The organism is Taibaiella koreensis (assembly GCF_003545715.1).
GTDB classification, from domain to species: Bacteria; Bacteroidota; Bacteroidia; order Chitinophagales; family Chitinophagaceae; genus Taibaiella; species Taibaiella koreensis.
The window spans coordinates 937,645-955,396 of record NZ_QVNU01000001.1 but is presented as its reverse complement, the minus strand read 5'-3'; the positions used below and the strand labels follow the sequence as shown (position 1 = coordinate 955,396).

Annotated in this window: 16 protein-coding genes; 11 read left to right on the top strand and 5 right to left on the bottom strand. The window is 52.3% G+C overall.

Going from position 1 to position 17,752, the window contains the following annotated elements:
• Positions 1-42 precede the first annotated feature (42 nt).
• Entirely contained in the window at positions 43-1,002 is a 960-nt protein-coding gene (locus tag DZK30_RS04285; RefSeq protein WP_118972831.1) for a Wzz/FepE/Etk N-terminal domain-containing protein, read from the top strand.
• A 3-nt stretch (positions 1,003-1,005) separates the two neighbouring features.
• A complete protein-coding gene (locus tag DZK30_RS04280) occupies positions 1,006-2,469 on the top strand; it encodes an O-antigen ligase family protein (RefSeq protein WP_118972830.1) in 1,464 nt (487 codons plus the stop codon).
• On the opposite strand, the gene DZK30_RS04275 is transcribed toward DZK30_RS04280, so the two are convergent.
• Both DZK30_RS04275 and DZK30_RS04270 read right to left on the bottom strand, forming a co-directional pair.
• Positions 2,461-2,994: a hypothetical protein gene (locus tag DZK30_RS04275; RefSeq protein ID WP_118972829.1), complete on the bottom strand. Its 534-nt coding sequence runs from the start codon at positions 2,992-2,994 to the stop codon at positions 2,461-2,463. The genes DZK30_RS04280 and DZK30_RS04275 overlap by 9 nt on opposite strands.
• A 15-nt stretch (positions 2,995-3,009) precedes the next feature.
• Positions 3,010-3,507: a dihydrofolate reductase gene (locus tag DZK30_RS04270; protein ID WP_118972828.1), complete on the bottom strand. Its 498-nt coding sequence runs from the start codon at positions 3,505-3,507 to the stop codon at positions 3,010-3,012.
• A 143-nt stretch (positions 3,508-3,650) separates the two neighbouring features.
• Here DZK30_RS04270 and DZK30_RS04265 point away from each other — a divergent pair, with 143 nt between their 5' ends.
• The 3 genes from DZK30_RS04265 to DZK30_RS04255 all read left to right on the top strand — a co-directional run bounded on the left by DZK30_RS04265 (position 3,651) and on the right by DZK30_RS04255 (position 6,004).
• Positions 3,651-3,977 carry a c-type cytochrome gene (locus DZK30_RS04265; RefSeq protein ID WP_118972827.1) on the top strand — a complete coding sequence of 109 codons (327 nt, stop codon included), beginning with the start codon at positions 3,651-3,653 and terminating at the stop codon, positions 3,975-3,977.
• 78 nt (positions 3,978-4,055) lie between these two features.
• A complete protein-coding gene (gene bshA / locus DZK30_RS04260; protein WP_118972826.1) occupies positions 4,056-5,195 on the top strand; it encodes an N-acetyl-alpha-D-glucosaminyl L-malate synthase BshA in 1,140 nt (379 codons plus the stop codon).
• Between the two features lie 101 nt (positions 5,196-5,296).
• Positions 5,297-6,004 carry a class I SAM-dependent methyltransferase gene (locus DZK30_RS04255; RefSeq protein ID WP_118972825.1) on the top strand — a complete coding sequence of 236 codons (708 nt, stop codon included), beginning with the start codon at positions 5,297-5,299 and terminating at the stop codon, positions 6,002-6,004.
• An 8-nt stretch (positions 6,005-6,012) separates the two neighbouring features.
• Here the strand turns inward: DZK30_RS04255 and fmt are convergent, their stop codons facing one another.
• The gene (gene fmt, locus DZK30_RS04250) at positions 6,013-6,945 is read right to left on the bottom strand and encodes a methionyl-tRNA formyltransferase (protein ID WP_240432850.1); all 933 of its coding nucleotides are present in this window, start codon (positions 6,943-6,945) and stop codon (positions 6,013-6,015) included.
• A gap of 148 nt (positions 6,946-7,093) precedes the next feature.
• Here fmt and DZK30_RS04245 point away from each other — a divergent pair, with 148 nt between their 5' ends.
• The 6 genes from DZK30_RS04245 to DZK30_RS04220 all read left to right on the top strand — a co-directional run bounded on the left by DZK30_RS04245 (position 7,094) and on the right by DZK30_RS04220 (position 15,724).
• Complete coding sequence (locus DZK30_RS04245; protein ID WP_118972824.1) at positions 7,094-7,654, top strand: RNA polymerase sigma factor; 561 nt, start codon at positions 7,094-7,096, stop codon at positions 7,652-7,654.
• A 34-nt stretch (positions 7,655-7,688) separates the two neighbouring features.
• The gene (locus tag DZK30_RS04240) at positions 7,689-8,531 is read left to right on the top strand and encodes a hypothetical protein (protein ID WP_118972823.1); all 843 of its coding nucleotides are present in this window, start codon (positions 7,689-7,691) and stop codon (positions 8,529-8,531) included.
• Positions 8,532-8,568: 37 nt separating this feature from the next.
• Positions 8,569-8,988 (top strand): hypothetical protein, encoded by a 420-nt coding sequence (locus DZK30_RS04235; RefSeq protein WP_118972822.1) that lies wholly within the window; start codon positions 8,569-8,571, stop codon positions 8,986-8,988.
• Positions 8,989-9,300: 312 nt separating this feature from the next.
• The gene (locus tag DZK30_RS04230) at positions 9,301-11,784 is read left to right on the top strand and encodes a gliding motility-associated C-terminal domain-containing protein (protein WP_118972821.1); all 2,484 of its coding nucleotides are present in this window, start codon (positions 9,301-9,303) and stop codon (positions 11,782-11,784) included.
• A 294-nt stretch (positions 11,785-12,078) separates the two neighbouring features.
• Positions 12,079-14,520: a PKD domain-containing protein gene (locus DZK30_RS04225; RefSeq protein ID WP_162902831.1), complete on the top strand. Its 2,442-nt coding sequence runs from the start codon at positions 12,079-12,081 to the stop codon at positions 14,518-14,520.
• Positions 14,521-14,602: 82 nt separating this feature from the next.
• Positions 14,603-15,724, top strand: a complete 1,122-nt coding sequence (locus tag DZK30_RS04220) for a glycosyltransferase family 4 protein (RefSeq protein WP_118972819.1) — start codon at positions 14,603-14,605, stop codon at positions 15,722-15,724.
• A gap of 6 nt (positions 15,725-15,730) precedes the next feature.
• Here the strand turns inward: DZK30_RS04220 and DZK30_RS04215 are convergent, their stop codons facing one another.
• Both DZK30_RS04215 and DZK30_RS04210 read right to left on the bottom strand, forming a co-directional pair.
• Positions 15,731-16,813: a cytochrome-c peroxidase gene (locus DZK30_RS04215; protein ID WP_205529356.1), complete on the bottom strand. Its 1,083-nt coding sequence runs from the start codon at positions 16,811-16,813 to the stop codon at positions 15,731-15,733.
• A gap of 25 nt (positions 16,814-16,838) precedes the next feature.
• Positions 16,839-17,615 (bottom strand): MbnP family protein, encoded by a 777-nt coding sequence (locus DZK30_RS04210; protein ID WP_118972817.1) that lies wholly within the window; start codon positions 17,613-17,615, stop codon positions 16,839-16,841.
• Positions 17,616-17,752: the final 137 nt, after the last annotated feature.

Here is a 17,752-nt window from a genome sequence, read left to right as displayed (position 1 = left end):
TTTGAACCATAAAAAACAATTGCTCAACTACAAACAAACATAATGAACGAATCCAGCTTTGATCTGATCGGCATTTTCCGGGAGATATTCAAAAAGAAACTATTCCTCATTGTGCTCACCATAGCAGCCCTGGTGATCAGCATCATCTTTTGCCTGCTGCAGCAGAAACAGTATACTTCGGAAACGATATTTATCGTCAAGAACCCGATGCTGATCGACAGGAACTACGTATTCCGTACCACCTCCTATGAGCATAAGGATTTCTTTGCCATCCCCGACGACGTAGACCACGTAAAAACCATAGCGAAAGGCGATGGGATAGTATGGCATGTGATCCGGAAGTTTGACCTGGCTAAGGCTTACGGCATGGAAAATGACGATAAGCTGGTCAAAAAGGTGAAGGGCAATTTCAAGGCCATCATGGAAGATACCAAGAACATTGAGCTGTTCTACACCGACCCCGATCCCAAACGGGCCGCTGCTATCACCAACGCTGCCCGGGAATACCTGGAAGCTACCTTCCTCGATTATTTCCGCACCACCAATAAAGACATTACTGTATCCCTCAAGGAAAGGATCGCCGCCATGAGCGATACCATGGTACGGCTTGACGATTCCATAAGCGCGCTGAGAGCCGTTGCCGGCAACTACAGCCAGCTGCTGCCGGCCCGTGGTAATACCATCAGCATGGCGGCCGGCACCGCCACACCGCAAAGCGCGCAGGCTATGGAGCGGCTGCAGGAGACCGGTGCGCTGAAAGACCGCCTGGCTGCTGATGTTGCTGCTTACCGCAGCCTGATCAACGAATATGAAGTAATGGCAAATGGCAAGCTGAAGATCTTCTATGTGGTGCAGGAAGGCTATGTACCCACCCTGCCCTCGCATCCCAAAACACTGATCATTGTCGCTGCCGCCACGCTCGCTGCCTTGTTCTTTGGCTGCATCCTGGTGCTGATCGCCGCTTTCTACAAACACGTTATGCAACCTAAAGACCGCAACTGATCTATGATTTGGTCCAGGTTAAAGAACAGCGAGTACACTGGCAGGCAGATCCTGAACGCAGGAGCAGCCATGCTGCTGCTTTGTATCGCCTTGTTTGCTTACACCGGCAATTTCATCTTCCTGGCGCCGCCTTTCGTGCTGGCCGGGCTCGCCTGGGTTTCGTTGGACTGGAAATCCTTTTACTGGTTTTTCCTGTTCACCATTCCACTGTCCTGCGAGATCGAGCTGGGCCCCCTGTCTACTACAGTGCCTGACGAGCAGCTGATGTGGCTCTTTGTTCCCGTAATGATGCTGGTACTGGCGTTCAATTACAGGCGCATACCTCAGTGGTTCCTGCGTCACCCCATTACGCTCGTCCTCTTCCTGCAATTTGTATGGCTTATTGTTGCGGTTATTTTTTCGGAGAACCATTTCCTATCGCTTAAGTTCCTGGCGGCCAAGATCTGGTTCCTCAATGCTTATATCCTCTTACCCGTACTCATTATACGGGAGCAGAAAGACTTTAAGAAAGCATACCTGCTGTTTGCCATACCGGCGCTGCTCCATGCGCTGTTTGCCTTCGTATGGCATTTCTTCCTCCATTTCGACTATTGGGCATCCAACGATGTGGTGCGCCCTTTTTATGCGAACCACGTCGATTATTCCACCGTGATCTCGATGCTGTTTCCTTTATCGCTCACGGCTTATCAGTTGACCAAAGGAAAACCCCTGCTGCGCCTGATCATCCTGGGCACCATCCTGTTCCTGATACCGGCGATCTATTATGCCGGTGCCCGGGCGGCTATGCTGGGTGTGCTCTTCAGCTTTATCGTCGCCTTTGCGATCCGTAAAAAGATAGCCAACCTGATCATGCCTGTCTTCTTTATCTTCATCGGCTCCATGATCTTTTACCTGGCGCACAACCAACTGTATGTCAAGTATCGCCCCGAGATGAAGTATACCGCCACACAGCGCACCTTCGGCGACCTGATCACCGCTACCTTCCGTGGCACCGACATGTCTTCGATGGAACGGTTCTATCGCTGGATCGCCGGCGCCCGTATGAGCCGCGAAAGGCCAATAACCGGTGTAGGCCCCAATAACTTTTACGACCATTACAAGGCCTATACCTCTCCCATGTTCAAGACCTGGGTAAGCCGCAACCCCGAAAGATCCACGACGCACAATTACTTTCTGTTTATGCTGGTAGAGCAGGGCTGGCCTGCTTGTATCCTGTATGGGATACTGGTTATGGTCGTGCTGTCCCAGGCGCAGCGCATCTATCACCAGTGCCGCGATCCTTTTTATAAAAAGGTTACGATGGGGCTAACGATGATGTTTGCCGTCGGCTTTGTCAACAACTTCTTTTCGGAATTGCTGGAAACGCATAAGATCGGTGCGCTCTTTTACCTTAGCATTACGCTGCTTATTATCGTCGATCATATCACCAAAAAGCAGAACGCTGCCGCGTCTACGCCATCAGCGTAGACTGAAATGCTGCCTGGCCTTGAATGCCCCGTCGTTGACCAGGAGCCCGAAGTGCCAGTAATCCAGGCTTATCTTTACCGTTGGCCAGGCGGCCAATTGTTCCCATATCCCGGTTGCCACCTTACCCGCATGCGGTTGCAGCAGCAATACCTTTGCCGGCTGTGCCAGCACAACTTCCAGCCGGCCGGGCAGTTCGGTTCCTATGCGGCATAGGAGCAGGGTCTGGGCGGGTATCGTTCCCGCTGTCCAGGAGTGTACTACAACGCCGGGCAATGCCAGCGAAACAATGGCAGTAACAGCATCGTAAAGTGAGGGATCGGCATAGATCGCCGGTGGCGCCAGGTAACGAAGCGTTTGGTACAGCAGGCCGGCCGCACGCGGCCCGAACTGATCCTGTGACGGCAGCATGCGGGGTGGCCGGGCGCGCATCACCTGCTCTACAAAGGCATATACAAAAGGAGAATGGGTGCCGTGACGCCCTTTGGCCCGCAGCAGGTGGCGGCCATATTGCAGTATTTTTTTCACAAAAAAAGAAAGGAGCTATTTACGCTCCCATTTCTGAAAAGTAAAGGGATACAGATGCTTGTCATCGGCTTCGTGCCGCTCTTCCCAGGTGAGCTGCCATTCTTCGGGAGGCAGCACAGGAAAGAAGGCTGTGCCTTTTTCGAGCACCGTATGCACACGGGTAAGGTAAACGACCTGAGTATAGGCCAGTGCGGCATGATACAGCTGTCCGCCGCCTATAACGGCTACTTCTTCGTATTCCTGTCCGCGCAGGTAATCCAGCGCATCCTCAAGACCTGAAAACACCTGTGTGCCTTCTTCCGGCGCTTGTTCCATGCGTGAGGATACCACAATATTTAAACGTCCGGGAAGGGGTTTGCCCAGCGACTCCCAGGTATGCCGGCCCATGACAACGGGCATGCCCAGGGTCATTTTTTTAAAGAAACGGAGGTCATCGGGCAACCGCCAGGGCAGCTCGTTATCCAGGCCGATAATATTGTTTTCCGAAGCAGCGACAACTATCCTTATTTGCATGGGTGCAAAGATGATTAAAATTTACGGGAGCCGCGACCCCGTCGCGGATTTCTTTCCTGTCACAAAGAAATAACAACACAAGCGGCCAAATGTTTTTTACAATTCTATGACAATCCCTATCTTCGAAGGATAAAAAACTGACTATGCGTAAACTGACAGTAAGTGCGTTCCTGGCGTCCGCCGTGCTTTTCCTGGCCTACTGTACACCTAAGGCCGGAAAGACGGTAGCCGCAACGCCGGTTGAGACCAAAGAGCAGATCGTTGCCCGGTATCCGCCCGATCAGCTGGAGAAAGGCCATACCCTCTTCACAGGCAATTGTGCCAAATGCCACAAGCTTAAAGATCCGGGCAGCCGTACCCCCGCCGAATGGGATAAAGTGCTGCAACGGATGATCCCCAAAGCCAAATTAAGCCCGGACGACGGCGCCCTGGTAAGGGCTTACCTGATCGCCAATTCAAAACAAGGTTAATTAATCGGAATATAAAGTCTGTCTATTACGGCAGGCTTTTTTATTCGCTATCTTTGTGGGATTGATCAACACCTCTTTATGAAAATAGGCATCGTATGCTACCCTACCTTCGGCGGCAGCGGCGTTATGGCAACTGAACTGGGCCTTGCACTCGCGGATAAAGGACACGAAATTCATTTTATCACGTATCAGCAACCGGTAAGGTTGAATGTATTCCGGCCCAATATTTACTATCATGAGGTGATGGTGCCCAAATACCCTCTTTTCGATTTCCCTCCCTATGAAACGGCTCTGGCCAGTACCCTGGTCAATGTGGTCAATAATAATGATCTCGACCTGCTACACGTCCACTATGCGATACCGCATGCTTCATCGGCTTACTTTGCACGGCAAATGCTGCGCAAGCAGGGAAAGGATATCCCCTTCATTACCACTTTGCATGGTACCGACATTACCCTCGTAGGCAAAGATTCCACTTATGGCTGCGTGGTCACTTTTTCGATCAACGAATCCGATGCCATTACAGCGGTTTCCGAAAACCTGCGTGCCGAGACCTTCAAATCTTTTGCCATCGAAAAGGAGATTCAGGTGATCCCCAATTTTGTGGATGCCAACCGCTTTCACCTTACCAATAAAGAGCATTTCAAAAAAATGCTGGCCCCCAACGGGGAAAGGATCCTGGCGCATGTGTCTAACTTCAGGAAGGTAAAGCGCGTGGAAGATGTGCTGGCCGTATTTCAGAAAGTAAGGGAAAAAATGCCCTCCAAATTGCTGATGATCGGTGACGGTCCGGAAAGGCAGACTGCAGAAGACCTCTGCCGGCGGCTGGAGATATGCAACGATATTCGTTTCCTGGGCAAACAGGATCAGATGGAGGAGATACTCAATATTGCCGATCTTTTCCTGCTGCCTTCGCAATATGAAAGCTTTGGCCTTGCGGCGCTGGAGGCTATGGCTTGCGGTGTTCCCGTGATCTCGTCCAATGCCGGCGGTCTGCCCGAGATCAATATACAGGGCAAAACAGGCTTCCTGGCCGAAGTAGGCGATGTAGACACCATGGCTGCCAATGCCATGACGATCCTGAGCAGCGACGAAAGCCTGCAGCAATTCAAAGAAAATGCGCTGGCCCACGCCGCCGAATTCTCTATCGACAAGATCGTCCCGCTCTACGAAAACCTATACGAAGAGGTCGCGCACAAAAAGTACCAGACTCTATAAAGGTACCTGCAGCATGGCAGGAACATACTATATTATTACGGCATCAACTGCCGTTTACAGAACTGTCCCGCAAAGGACAGTTCTCTTTTTCCGGGAGATATATGGATATACTGGGCCAGGCGATCAGCGATTATTATTATAAAGGCAAGGCGGCTACGCTTTGGGTACACGACGATCATGGCCCCAGGGTGGAAATGCCCGTCAGCACCTATTTTCGCGACGAAAGTGAGATGCCCGAACTGGAACAGCGGGCCCTGACCCTTTGCGAAGGCAGCGTGCTGGATATCGGCGCCGGCGCGGGCAGTCATGCCCTGGCCCTGCAATCGCGCGGTATAAATGTAACTGCGTTGGATATATCTCCATTAGCCGGCGAAGTAATGCGGCAAAGGGGGCTACAACAAGTACAAACCGGGGATATATTTCAATACCAGGGCGAAACCTTCGATACCCTGCTCCTGATGATGAATGGCATAGGGCTTTGCGGCAATACCGCCGGGCTGCGGCAATTCCTGCAATTGGCCCGTCACTGGCTCAAACCCGGCGGCCAGCTCCTGTTCGACTCTTCCGATGTCGCCTATCTGTATGAAGAAGAAGGCCTGCCGGTGCTGGATCATTATTACGGCGAGATACACTGCCGTTACGAATACCGGAGGCAGAAGACGGACTGGTTCTCCTGGCTATACATCGACCCGGCTACGCTGCAATTGCTCGCCACCGACGAAGGCTGGCACTGCACGGTCCTTTTTGAGGATGGTAACGACCAATACCTGGCGCGATTGCAGCCCGTCACCCACCAGGAACATCCTTAATAAAAGGATCAGCCGGCGATCCGGAACCCACGCAGAAATTCAGCGACAGGCATTCTTTTCTTACCCTCATACTGAAGGTCCAGTATGTATACCCATCCATCTGCAGCTGCAAAGCGCAGGAAGGTCTTGCCATCTGTTTCGTAATGGCCTGGCGCCTGTCCATGCACCTCGATGCTGAAGGACGTGGTATAGGCTTTCAGTTGCTTGCCGCTGAGCTGCGTATAGGCGGCCGGGACCGGCGACAGCCCCCGTACCAGGTTATGTATCTCTTCTGCAGACTGTTCCCAACGGATCAACCCGTCTTCACGGAATATTTTGGGCGCATGCTTCAGGTCGCCGCTGCCGGCTTGCGGCTGTTCCTTTATGGTACCCGCAGCAAGGCCGTCAACGGTCTGTAATAGTAAGGCAGCACCCCTATGCATTAGCTTTTCATATAAGGTACCGATATTATCTTCCGGTAAAATAGCAACCTTGTCCTGCAAGAGAATATCGCCGGTATCGATCTCATGCTTCAGCCGGAAGGTAGTAACACCGGTTTCTTTTTCACCATTGATGATCGCCCAGTTGATGGGCGCTGCACCACGGTATTGCGGCAGCAGTGAGGCATGCACATTGAGGGTGCCCATGGGCGGCATATTCCATACCAGCTCGGGTAACATGCGAAAGGCCACCACCACCTGCAGATCGGCCTGGTAGGCTCTCAACGCTTCCAGGAAGGCCGTATCGCGCAGCTTGTCGGGTTGCAATACCGGCAGGGAGCAGCCTTGGGCATATTCTTTCACAGCCGACGCCTTTAGCTGCATACCACGGCCGGCGGGCTTGTCGGGGGCTGTTACCACGGCCACTACATTGTAGCCCTGCGTTACCAGCGCGGCCAGGGAGGCCACTGCAAAATCGGGCGTACCCATAAATACGATCCGCGGAAAATTCTTTTGTACCATTGCGGCAAAGGTAAGCAGCAATCGCCAACATAGGGGTAGGGAAAGGGTTGCCTGTCCTAGACCATGGCATACTGCCGGTATCGGCCGGCTGTATGCGCTTTATTGGTTTCAATTGATTACTTTTACCTTTTTCAATCCAACAAAATTTATGACGCAACCTTTGTTGCCGGACGACGATAAGGAGCTACTGAGCGCTTTCCGCAATGAAGCTACCCGCGAGCCCGCATTCACCCGTATCGTCAGGAAATACCAGGAAAAGTTGTACTGGCATATCCGCCGGTTGGTGATTAACCATGAGGATGCCAACGATGTGCTGCAAAATGTTTTCATCAAGGTGTGGAACTACCTGGACAATTTCAGGGAAGAAGCCAATCTATACACCTGGCTGTACCGGATTGCCACCAACGAAACGCTGACCTTCCTGGAAAAGGAAAAGCGGAGGGCTTCGCTCTCGCTTTCCGACCACGAATCGGGGCTGGCCAATAAGCTGCAGGCCGAAAAAGGCTTCGACGCCAATAAGCTGGAATGGCGGTTGCAGCAGGCGATCCAGAGCCTTCCGGAAAAGCAGCGTACCGTGTTTCTTCTTAGATATTACGAAGAAATGCCATACGAAGAGATGTCCAAAGTGCTGGAAACCTCTACAGGCGCGCTGAAGGCCTCCTACCATCATGCCGTGAAGAAAGTAGAGGAATTTTTAAAGCAAGATTAAACCAGCTAGGTCCCCCTGCGTCTAAATAGCGTCTATGAAAAAGAAGGATGAAATAGCAGCAGAATTAAAGGCACTGAATGCGGAGCTCGGAGTGGAGGCAGCCAATGATCCGGTATTTCATACCCCGGAAAATTATTTCCTGGACTTCCCAGCGCATATGACGGCAATCATCCAATCGATGAATGCCGACACATCGTTATTATTGCCTGTAGCCCAAGACGGTCCTTATGCCGTTCCTTCGGGCTATTTTGATACGCTGGACCAGCAAATACTGGCCAGGGCAAAAGCTATGGACGCTATTGTGCAGGGTACTTCGGTACCCTGGACCGATACCGTCAGGGAAACGCCTTTTGATCTTCCCGCAGGTTACTTTGCCAGCTTTGAGCAGCAGCTGCATCACAACCTGTTTCACAGCGAAACGCCGGTAATGGAGGAAATACAAGCCTTGTCGCCTTTGCTGGCCGACCTTCAGAAAGAGCAGCCATTTGTGGTGCCCGCCGGCTATTTCAACGGTGATGCTTTTACCCGCCAGGTAAAGGCACAACAACCACAGGCTAAAACAGCGGAACACCCATCGGTACGCAGCATCAAATGGGCACGCTGGGCAGCCGCGGCCGCGGTAGTCGCCATCTTTGCCGTGGGTGGCCTGCACTACCTGGTACCGGGCGGCGCACTGTCGTCCAAAGCTTCTTTTGAACAGGACCTGGCCAAAATACCGGAAAAGAATATAAAAGAATGGCTGTCGAACAATATGGATGAAGCAGACATCAACAACCTGGGCGGCAGCATTGCCAATATCAGTATCGGCGGTCAGCCGGTGCTGGACAATCTTTCAGAGCAGCAGATCCGCGACTACCTGGATGCCGAAATGTGGTAGAAAAAGGTGCCGTTTGTTTCTTTAAATAAAGCAAAAAATGTTTATCAAACCCGTACTTTCCCTGTTACTTGCATTAACCCTGTTCTTCGGTTTTACGGCCGGAGCCCAGGAACGGGCTAAGCCCGACCCACAGATCCGGAAATTAAAAATCGAATATGTAACCGGACAAATGAATCTTACCCAGCAGCAGCTGCAAAAATTCTTACCCTTGTACAATCGCTATTCCGACGAGCTGCTGGTGCACCGCAGGGCGATCAAAGCCCTGGAAAAAAATCCCAACAGCAATTACCAGGTGGAAGAAAGGCAGAACCTGGAGCAGAAAATGGTAGAGATCAAAGGCCGCTATAAGGATGATTTTCTCAGGATCATTACCGCGCAACAGCTGGCCACGATGTATAAAGCCGAAGGAGAATTTAAGAATATCCTCCTCAACCATCTCAAAAACCAACGGAAGTAGCATTTCTTTAATGCTATACGCAAGGCAACAGAATGCCGCAACCTTATTTAATTTCCTGAAGAAGCTACCCGGTCGGCCGGGTAGCTTCTTCGCTTTTACCCAGCCACCCTACATAAAAGGGTAGCACATATCGTAATGCATTGATTAAAAAGGATAAAACAGGTATTTTAGTCCAGGCAAAAACCCATCCTGGCGTAGCAATAAGCCGTCTTTGTTAAGAAGAATAAAAATCCGATCATTTACTCATCTGGCGCTGCCGGCACCGACCTTTTTCTCAGCCGGCAACAGGCATCAAAAGCGAAATAGAAAAACATGAAAAGGCTCCTCGGCACTGCGCTAGCGCTTACCCTGCTTTACGGCTCTGTCCATGCCCAGCCCACCTGTACCGGCGTATGGGGAACACCATTGGTCAACCAGACCTTCGGACAGGGAACAGCAACAGATAACTGGTATGGACCGCTAAACACTTACGCGCCGGGCGCATCCACTTCGACAACCTTTGTGGGGGCAGCAGGTCCCGTAGGCGGCGTGCTCAGCGACGGCTTTTCAGGCCTGGCCAAGGTACCCTCCGCGAGCGGACAAGGCAATTGGGTATCGACACCTGACCATACCGGCAATACCAATGGTCTGATGTTCCTTATCAATGCGCCTTCTACTGCTGCTACCGTCTTCTTTGAATATGTGATGGATGATCTTTGTCCCAACACTACGCTGAAGCTTTCGGTATGGATCCTTAATGCCAATATGAGCTCCCTGACAACCAACCCCACCTACCAGTACCCCAATATGACGCTGAAGGCGGTAGATGCGATAACAAACGTTGAGCTGGGCTCCTCCGAATCGGGCGACGTAGCTGCCGACGCCGCGTGGCACCAGTACTCTGTAGTGTTCAGCAACGGCACCAGCAGCTCTGTAAAGCTGCAGCTGGTCAACAATTCCGTGGGCTCCGGCTTCGGCAACGACCTGGCTATCGACGATATCACCGTACAGCCTTGTGTGCCTGTGTCCCATGTGCTACCTAAGATCGACACATTGATCTGCCAAAATGCCTCGCTGAATTTTACCGCCAACGTTACCGCCAGCCCGTACAATCCGCCCGAATACCAGTGGCAATACAGCACCGACGGCGGTACAACCTGGCTCGACCAGGGAGCGCCCAGCGCCAGCACCAGCTATACGTTTACCACCGGCTCCCTCGCAGCGGGCAGTTACCTGATCCGCTACAAGACGGGCCCGCAGGGCGCAACAGCCAACTCAAACTGTATTGCGATCAGCGACACCTCCAAAGTAACGATCAGCTCACCGCCGGTAACACCTGGCATCAATTACATAGATCACTATTGTACGGGTACGGCCTTTGTTCCGTTCACTATCGTTTCCGGCACCAATATCAAATGGTATGAAGCGCCGGGCGACCCGCCGATGGCAGCTGCACCGGTAGTCAATACCAATGCGCCGGGTGTGTATACCTGGTATGCCAGCCAGACCACTTTGCAGGGCTGTGAGAGCCCCTTGCTCCCGGTTACCGTTACTGTAGTACAAAACCCTATTGTCGACTTCAACTATACACTTGGTCCCGGCTGTAGCAACGACACGATTTACCTGCAGAATACCGCTCAGTTTGCCAACAGCTATCGCTGGGATTTTGGCGATGGCCTCACCGACACGGCCAAAAACCCCGTTCATATCTACAACGACCAGGGTATTTATAATATAAGGCTTATTGCCAGCGGATCGGGCTGTAAGGACAGCACGGTTAAGATCATCGATATCAACCATCCGCTACAAGCGGCATTCAATACCTCGCCCGATGTGATCTGCGTAGGTGGCTTCGTCAATTTCATCAATGGTTCCACCACTTCGGTAGTACATGGTACAGCGCCCTCCTGGTTCTGGGATTTTGGCGATGGCAGCACCACAACGCAGGAAAGCCCCAGCCATACGTTCAATACACCGGGCGAATACCATGTACTGTTCGTTGCCCGGAACGGCATTCCCTGCACCGATACCGCCAGAACAACCATACTTGTCGATTCGGTACCGCACCTGCTTCTTTCGAAAAGCGATACTTCCATCTGCCAGGGACAGATCACAACTTTCTTTGCCGACTATACACAGAATGGCCTTACCGATCTCCAGTGGAATTTTGGGGAAAATGCCGATCTGCTGGAGCAGAAAAGCCCCGGGGTACGGCATGCCTTTGAGCTACCCGGCACCTATACGATAACCGTAAATGGCTACTACCGCGTATGTCCCAATGCCTCAGCCACGATACAAATGCTGGTGAAGCCTATGCCACATATCGACCTGGGCGCCGATACTTCGATCTGTCTCGATGCCGCACCGCTTACCCTTACCGACGCCGTTAACGCAGCCGATCCCAAGGCTACATGGCGCTGGAGCAGCGGTGAAAAAACGGCCTCAATACAGGTAAGACACGATGGCCGGTATACCGCCACAGTAACCATCGACCAGTGCTCGAGCTCCGACGATGTGGTGGTAACGAAAGATTGCTATACCGATGTACCCAATTCCTTTACGCCCAATGGCGACGGTGTCAACGATTACTTCTTCCCCCGCCAGTACCTTTCCAAAGGCGTGAGCGGCTTCGCGATGACCGTGTACAATCGCTGGGGCCAAAAGGTATTTGAGACTGAAAATCCCAACGGCAGAGGCTGGGACGGACGTTTCAACGATAAAGCACAGCCCACCGGCGTCTATATTTATGCCATCAAAGTGGTGCTCAAGAACGGCAGAGCCGAAGAGTATACCGGCAACGTGACCTTACTGCGATAAAATACATATTGCTGCACGAGAGCTGCCCTGGAATCATGGCAGCTCTTTTTTTATGCATAGCGATTAATACAGCTGCTTGTCTTTTAAATTTCCTCCTTTTCAATAAGAAATACAAAATGATATCCTGCTTTAAAAATAGTCATCCAAAACCCTACATGATCGAGTAGTATTTACTCTAAAACAATCATTAACAGAGAACAATTACGGGGTATATTTTATATTTACACCCATCCTTATCCAACGTTGATCAAGTCTATACAAGCAGCGCCCCCCATTTCAATGCAAAGATTATTTATGAAGAAATGTTACTTTTTACTGGCTCTGGCGGGATTGTCGTTAACGGCAGGCGCGCAGGGCTTTAACTATGAGCTTACGGGCAATCCTGTGGTAACTACCGGCTGGACCGTAGGGCCGCAAAGCTCTGTAGACGGCGACAACCTGGTGCTGACCTCAGCCCTGGGCAACCAGGCCGGCTATGTATACTATTCGACCCCTCAAAACCTGACCAGTTGCGCCCAGTTTACGGTAACCTTCGATTTCAGCATTACCAACAGCTCTATTCCCACGGCCGACGGCATTTGCTTCTGGTATATATCCAACCCACCCACGGGTTTTACCCTGGGCGGCGGCATAGGCCTGCCGAACAATCCCGACGGCCTGCTGCTGATCATGGATACTTATGATAACGATGGTACGCCAAACAACCCGCTGGTCTCTTTAAGAAGGCTGGACGGCACAGTCAACTATGTGGAAGGATCGACCACAGGACAATTGGCGCCCGATCTCCTCAACCAGGCTTTCATAGCAGACGGCAACTGGCATACCTGCTTGCTGCGGTATAATTTTGGCACGGTAACCGTAGCCTTCGACGGCAATCCGCCGGTAATGACCGGCGCAGCGACCCTGGGGCTGAACGGCTATTTCGGCTTTTCGTCAGGTACCGGCGGCTCCTGGGCCAGGCATGCTATCAGGAATGTATCCATAACCGGCGCACCGGAACCCGATCCTCCTGCGGGCAACGATGTTACTTATTGCCAGGGTGCAGCAGCAGCACCGCTTACCGCAGCCGGCAGCAATATGAGCTGGTTCACTACGCCTACTGGCGGCACGGCGCTGCCCGGCGCGCCAACGCCGAGCACAGCTGTACCTGGTACCTACAACTGGTACGTGAGCCAGGCCATACCCAACTGCAATGTGGAAAGCAAACGCGATACGGTAACGGTAACCGTTAATCCCAAGCCGGCGCCACCGGTGATCCATATTCCCAATTTCTGCTCGGGACAAACCAGCGTACCACTCACTGTTACGTCGGGTGTCAATGTGCTGTGGTACACACAGCCCACCGGCGGTACCGGCGACGCTACCATACCCGTTATCAGTACAGCCACGGCCGATACCTTTACATGGTACGTAACACAGACGAATGCTGAGGGTTGCGAAAGCGACCGTGCTGCCGTGACAGTGATCGTACACCAGACCCCGGCACCCAATTTCAGCTATTCGACCGGCTATGGCTGTCTCCAGGATACTATCCGTTTCAATAACCTGACTACCGGAGGCGCCAGCAGCTATTCCTGGAATTTTGGTGACGGTGTAACAGACAATACGACTAATCCTGTTCACGTTTTTGACAACCAGAATACCTATATCGTGCGGTTGCGTGCCAGTAATCTATCCTGCACCGACAGCACATTGAAGTCTATTGTGCTGGAACACCCGCTGCAGGCCGCTTTCAGCACTTCTGCCGATACCATTTGCCAGGGTGGCTCTATTACCTTTACCAATAGCTCCGTTACCTCATCGGTGCGTGGCATAGCGCCTTCCTGGCTCTGGCATTTCGGCGATGGCAGCGGCACCAGCGCATTGAAAGACCCGGCACATACGTTTGCCGCGCCGGGTAGCTATCCTGTAATGCTCGTAGCGAAGAACGACGTTCCCTGCACCGACACTTTCTGGCATACGGTTGTTGTAGACTCCCTGCCACAGCTAACGCTTGGCCGAAGCGATACTTCTATCTGCCAGGGACAGATCACAACTTTCTTTGCCGACTATACACAGAATGGCCTTACCGATCTCCAGTGGAATTTTGGGGAAAATGCCGATCTGCTGGAGCAGAAAAGCCCCGGGGTACGGCACGCCTTTGAGCAACCCGGCACCTATACGATAACACTTGGCAGCAGCTACAGGGCTTGTCCGGGCGGCACTGCGACCACGCAATTGCTGGTGAAGCCTATGCCGCATATCGACCTGGGCGCCGATACTTCGATCTGCCTCGACGCCGCACCGCTTACCCTTACCGACGCCGTTAACGCAGCCGATCCCAAGGCCACATGGCGCTGGAGCAGCGGTGAAAAAACGGCTTCCATACAGGTAAGGCACGATGGCCGGTATACGGCCACGGTGACCATCGACCAGTGCTCGAGCTCCGACGATGTGGTGGTAACGAAAGATTGCTATACCGATGTACCCAATTCCTTTACACCCAATGGCGACGGTGTCAACGATTACTTCTTCCCCCGCCAGTACCTCTCCAAAGGCGTGAGCGGCTTCGTGATGACCGTGTACAATCGCTGGGGCCAGAAGGTATTTGAGACCGAAAATCCCAACGGCAGAGGCTGGGACGGACGTTTCAACGATAAAACACAGCCCACCGGCGTCTATATTTATGCCATCAAAGTGGTGCTCAAGAATGGCAGAGCGGAGGAGTATACCGGCAATGTAACCTTGCTGCGATAAAGATTTTGCTACGCGTTGTGTTCCGGCTGGCGTCTTTGGCGCCGGCCTTTTGTTTTCCATATTTATTCCCATCTTTGCGGCTATGCTACGAATCGGCTTCGACGCTAAAAGAGCTTTTCTTAACCATACGGGGCTGGGCAACTACAGCCGTTCGGTGATCGGCTCGCTGGCCCGCTTCTTTCCTTCGGAATCCTATTTCCTGTATACACCCAGGATCGTCAAAGACAGCCGTACCCTGCCGATGCTGCAACCTGCCGTTACCCTGCGCAGTCCGCGGCTGCCTGTACTGACCTCGGCCTGGCGCAGCCGCTTCGTGGTACCCCAGCTAAAGCGCGACCGGCTGGATATCTATCATGGGCTCAGCCACGAGCTTCCGGCGGGAATACAGTATACCGGCATCAAAACCCTGGTGACGATCCACGATCTTATTTTCTTGCGTTATCCGCAATATTACAAGGCAGCAGACCGCAAGATCTACGAGCTCAAATTCAGACATGCCTGCAAGCATGCCGACAGGATCATCGCTATCAGTGAGCAAACCAAAAGGGATATCGTTCACTATTTTGGTACGGCACCCGATAAGATCCACGTCGTGTACCAGACCTGCGATCCGGCATTCGGGCATGCCTGCACCCCGGAACAGCTGCAGCAGGTAAGCAGCCGCTATGCCCTGCCCGCCCACTACCTGCTGTATGTAGGCACCATAGAGGAACGTAAGAACCTGATGCTGATCGCGAGGGCATTGAGTATGATGCCCCACGAGCACCTGGTGGTGGTGGGTAAGCCCACTGCCTATGCAGAGAAGGTGAAGACTTATTTAAAGGAACACCATATTGAAGGGCAAGTTACTTTCCTGGAGCGGGTTCCTTTTCCCGATCTACCTGCCCTATACCAGAGAGCCGACATTTTTATCTACCCATCCGAGTTTGAAGGCTTTGGTATTCCCCTGCTTGAGGCGCTGTATTCCGGCGTACCTGCTATAGGAGCTACTGGTTCCTGCCTGGAAGAAGCGGGCGGTCCCGGCAGCATCTATGTATCGCCGGAAAACCCGCAGGCGCTGGCCGATGCCATAAGGCTGATCCAATCGGATAAGCAGCAAAGGCAGCAAATGATACAAACCGGCAAACAGTATGCTTCCGGCTTTACAGAAGAGGCCCATGCGGGCCGGCTGATGGAGCATTACCGGCAGCTGGCCGCAGAGTAGCAAAGGCTATTTTGGTTCCTGGAAACGAATATCTTTTACAAAGGTCTCATCGTTCAAGGTATTGAGGAAGGCTTTCAATTGCTGCCGTTCCTGCGCGGAGAGGCTGATACCATTTTCCAGCAGCGGGTCGAGATTGGGCGTATGCTGCACATCGCCTGTATAATGATCCAGCACGGCATCGATGGTGGCCAGGCGGCCATCGTGCATGTAGGGCGCGGTATACTTAAGGTTGCGCAGCGATGGCACTTTGAACTTATAGAAAGAAGAAGGATCCAGGGGCGTAATGATACCCCGGCCGCTGTCAATGATGCCTTTTTCGTTGTTCTGCAGGGCCAGGCCGTTGTTGCGCAGGCTGAAGTCGGAGAAGAGCGGCTCGGTATGGCAGGCGGCACACTTACTACGGAACACGGTAAGCCCCGCCATCTCGTCGGCGCTGAGCGTACCTTCATGGCGCATATATTTATCGTAAGGAGCATTGCTCGATACCATCATTCCCATAAACTGCGCCAATGCCCGGGTCATTTTCTGCGTGGTTATTTCATCTGTACCAAAGGCATCTTTGAACAATTGTTTGTACTCGTCCCGGGCCTGCAGCTTGGCTATTACATTGGCCAGCGTTTCGTCCATTTCCAGGGGGTTGGTTATGGGCGCGAAGGGCTGCATTTCAATATGGTTTACGCCGCCATCCCAGAAAAAGCTGCTGTGCCAGTTGAGGTTGAACAGGGCCGGAGAATTGCGCGTACCTACCCGGTCGTCTACACCGTGGCTCACGGCATGATCGAGTTGGGAGAAGGCAGCGAAGGGCTGATGACAAGTGCCGCAGGATATCGAATTATCCCGCGACAGTATCGGATCAAAGAATAGCTTGCGGCCCAGCTTAAAGCCTTCTTTGGTCAAGGGATTATTGCTGAAATTATAAACAGGCAGCGGCCAGCTTTCCGGGACTTTGAATTCGATATTGGCCAGGGAAGGATCAACCGCCACCGGCTCCTGCTCCTCAACGTTATCTTTTTTACAGCTATAAAAGGCAAGCATTCCCCCCGCCGTTAGTACCAGCAAACTGCGCACTATGGAACTTCTGATCTTCACGTTACAGGAATAAGAGATGGGTAAATCAATTCTCGACCTTGGTTACCGAAAAAGACTGGCTAAAGCTGAGGCTCAATCCACGGGCTATAGGCCCTACGCTGCCTACCTGGTTGATCTCATTCAGCTTGACAATACTGGGGAAGGCAAACCATTCCAGGACATTAGATCTCAGCGTCATGGAAGAGGCCGTATTGTTTCCCGCGACCAGGTCCTGCGGCAGGCTAAGCGTGATCTCGTTAACGACGCGGTACTCCCCTTTGAAGCCGCCAAGATGGTACGAGAAACCGCTTTTGTTGCCATTATCGGTATTCTTAAAATTGCCTTCCATTTTAGCCATAATATAACCGGTGCTCCAGGTCCAGAACATGCCGTGTATAGGATCGAGCGCACCCGTTTGCGCGCCGGAGACATTGCGCGCGCTGTCTACGCCAATGAGCAGCTTCACAGCGGTATACTTACCCGGCATCAGGCCCGGTACGCTGAAGCTGAGCGAAGCGGGATCGGCCTCGTCGATAAAGTGGTAGCTTTCCGGCTCGGCATACTCGTACCCATCTTCTCTCACAAATTTGATATTGCTGATATAGTATTTATAGGCGCTTACATTGAAGCTGTCGCCATTGGCATTGGTGTAGGCATAGCCCTGGCTATTGTTCAGCGACAGTGGTGTATTGCCTACATAGTTGGCAAATGTCATTGTCACGCGGCCATAGCCGTCAATGGGCGTAACCGGCCCCGGGTCAGGGGTGGTGGTATTGTTGTCTTTGGAGCAACCGGCCAGCATTGCCGGAAGGATCACCGCCATAAGTAAAGATCGATATTGCATAGGTTCGTCTGCTGTGCTTTTGATTGCGCTTGAAAATAAAAAAAGAGGCTTAAAGATAAGTATTTTTCACCATCCGTAGCGGTCCGGACGACAAAATCAACAACATAAAGATGTTT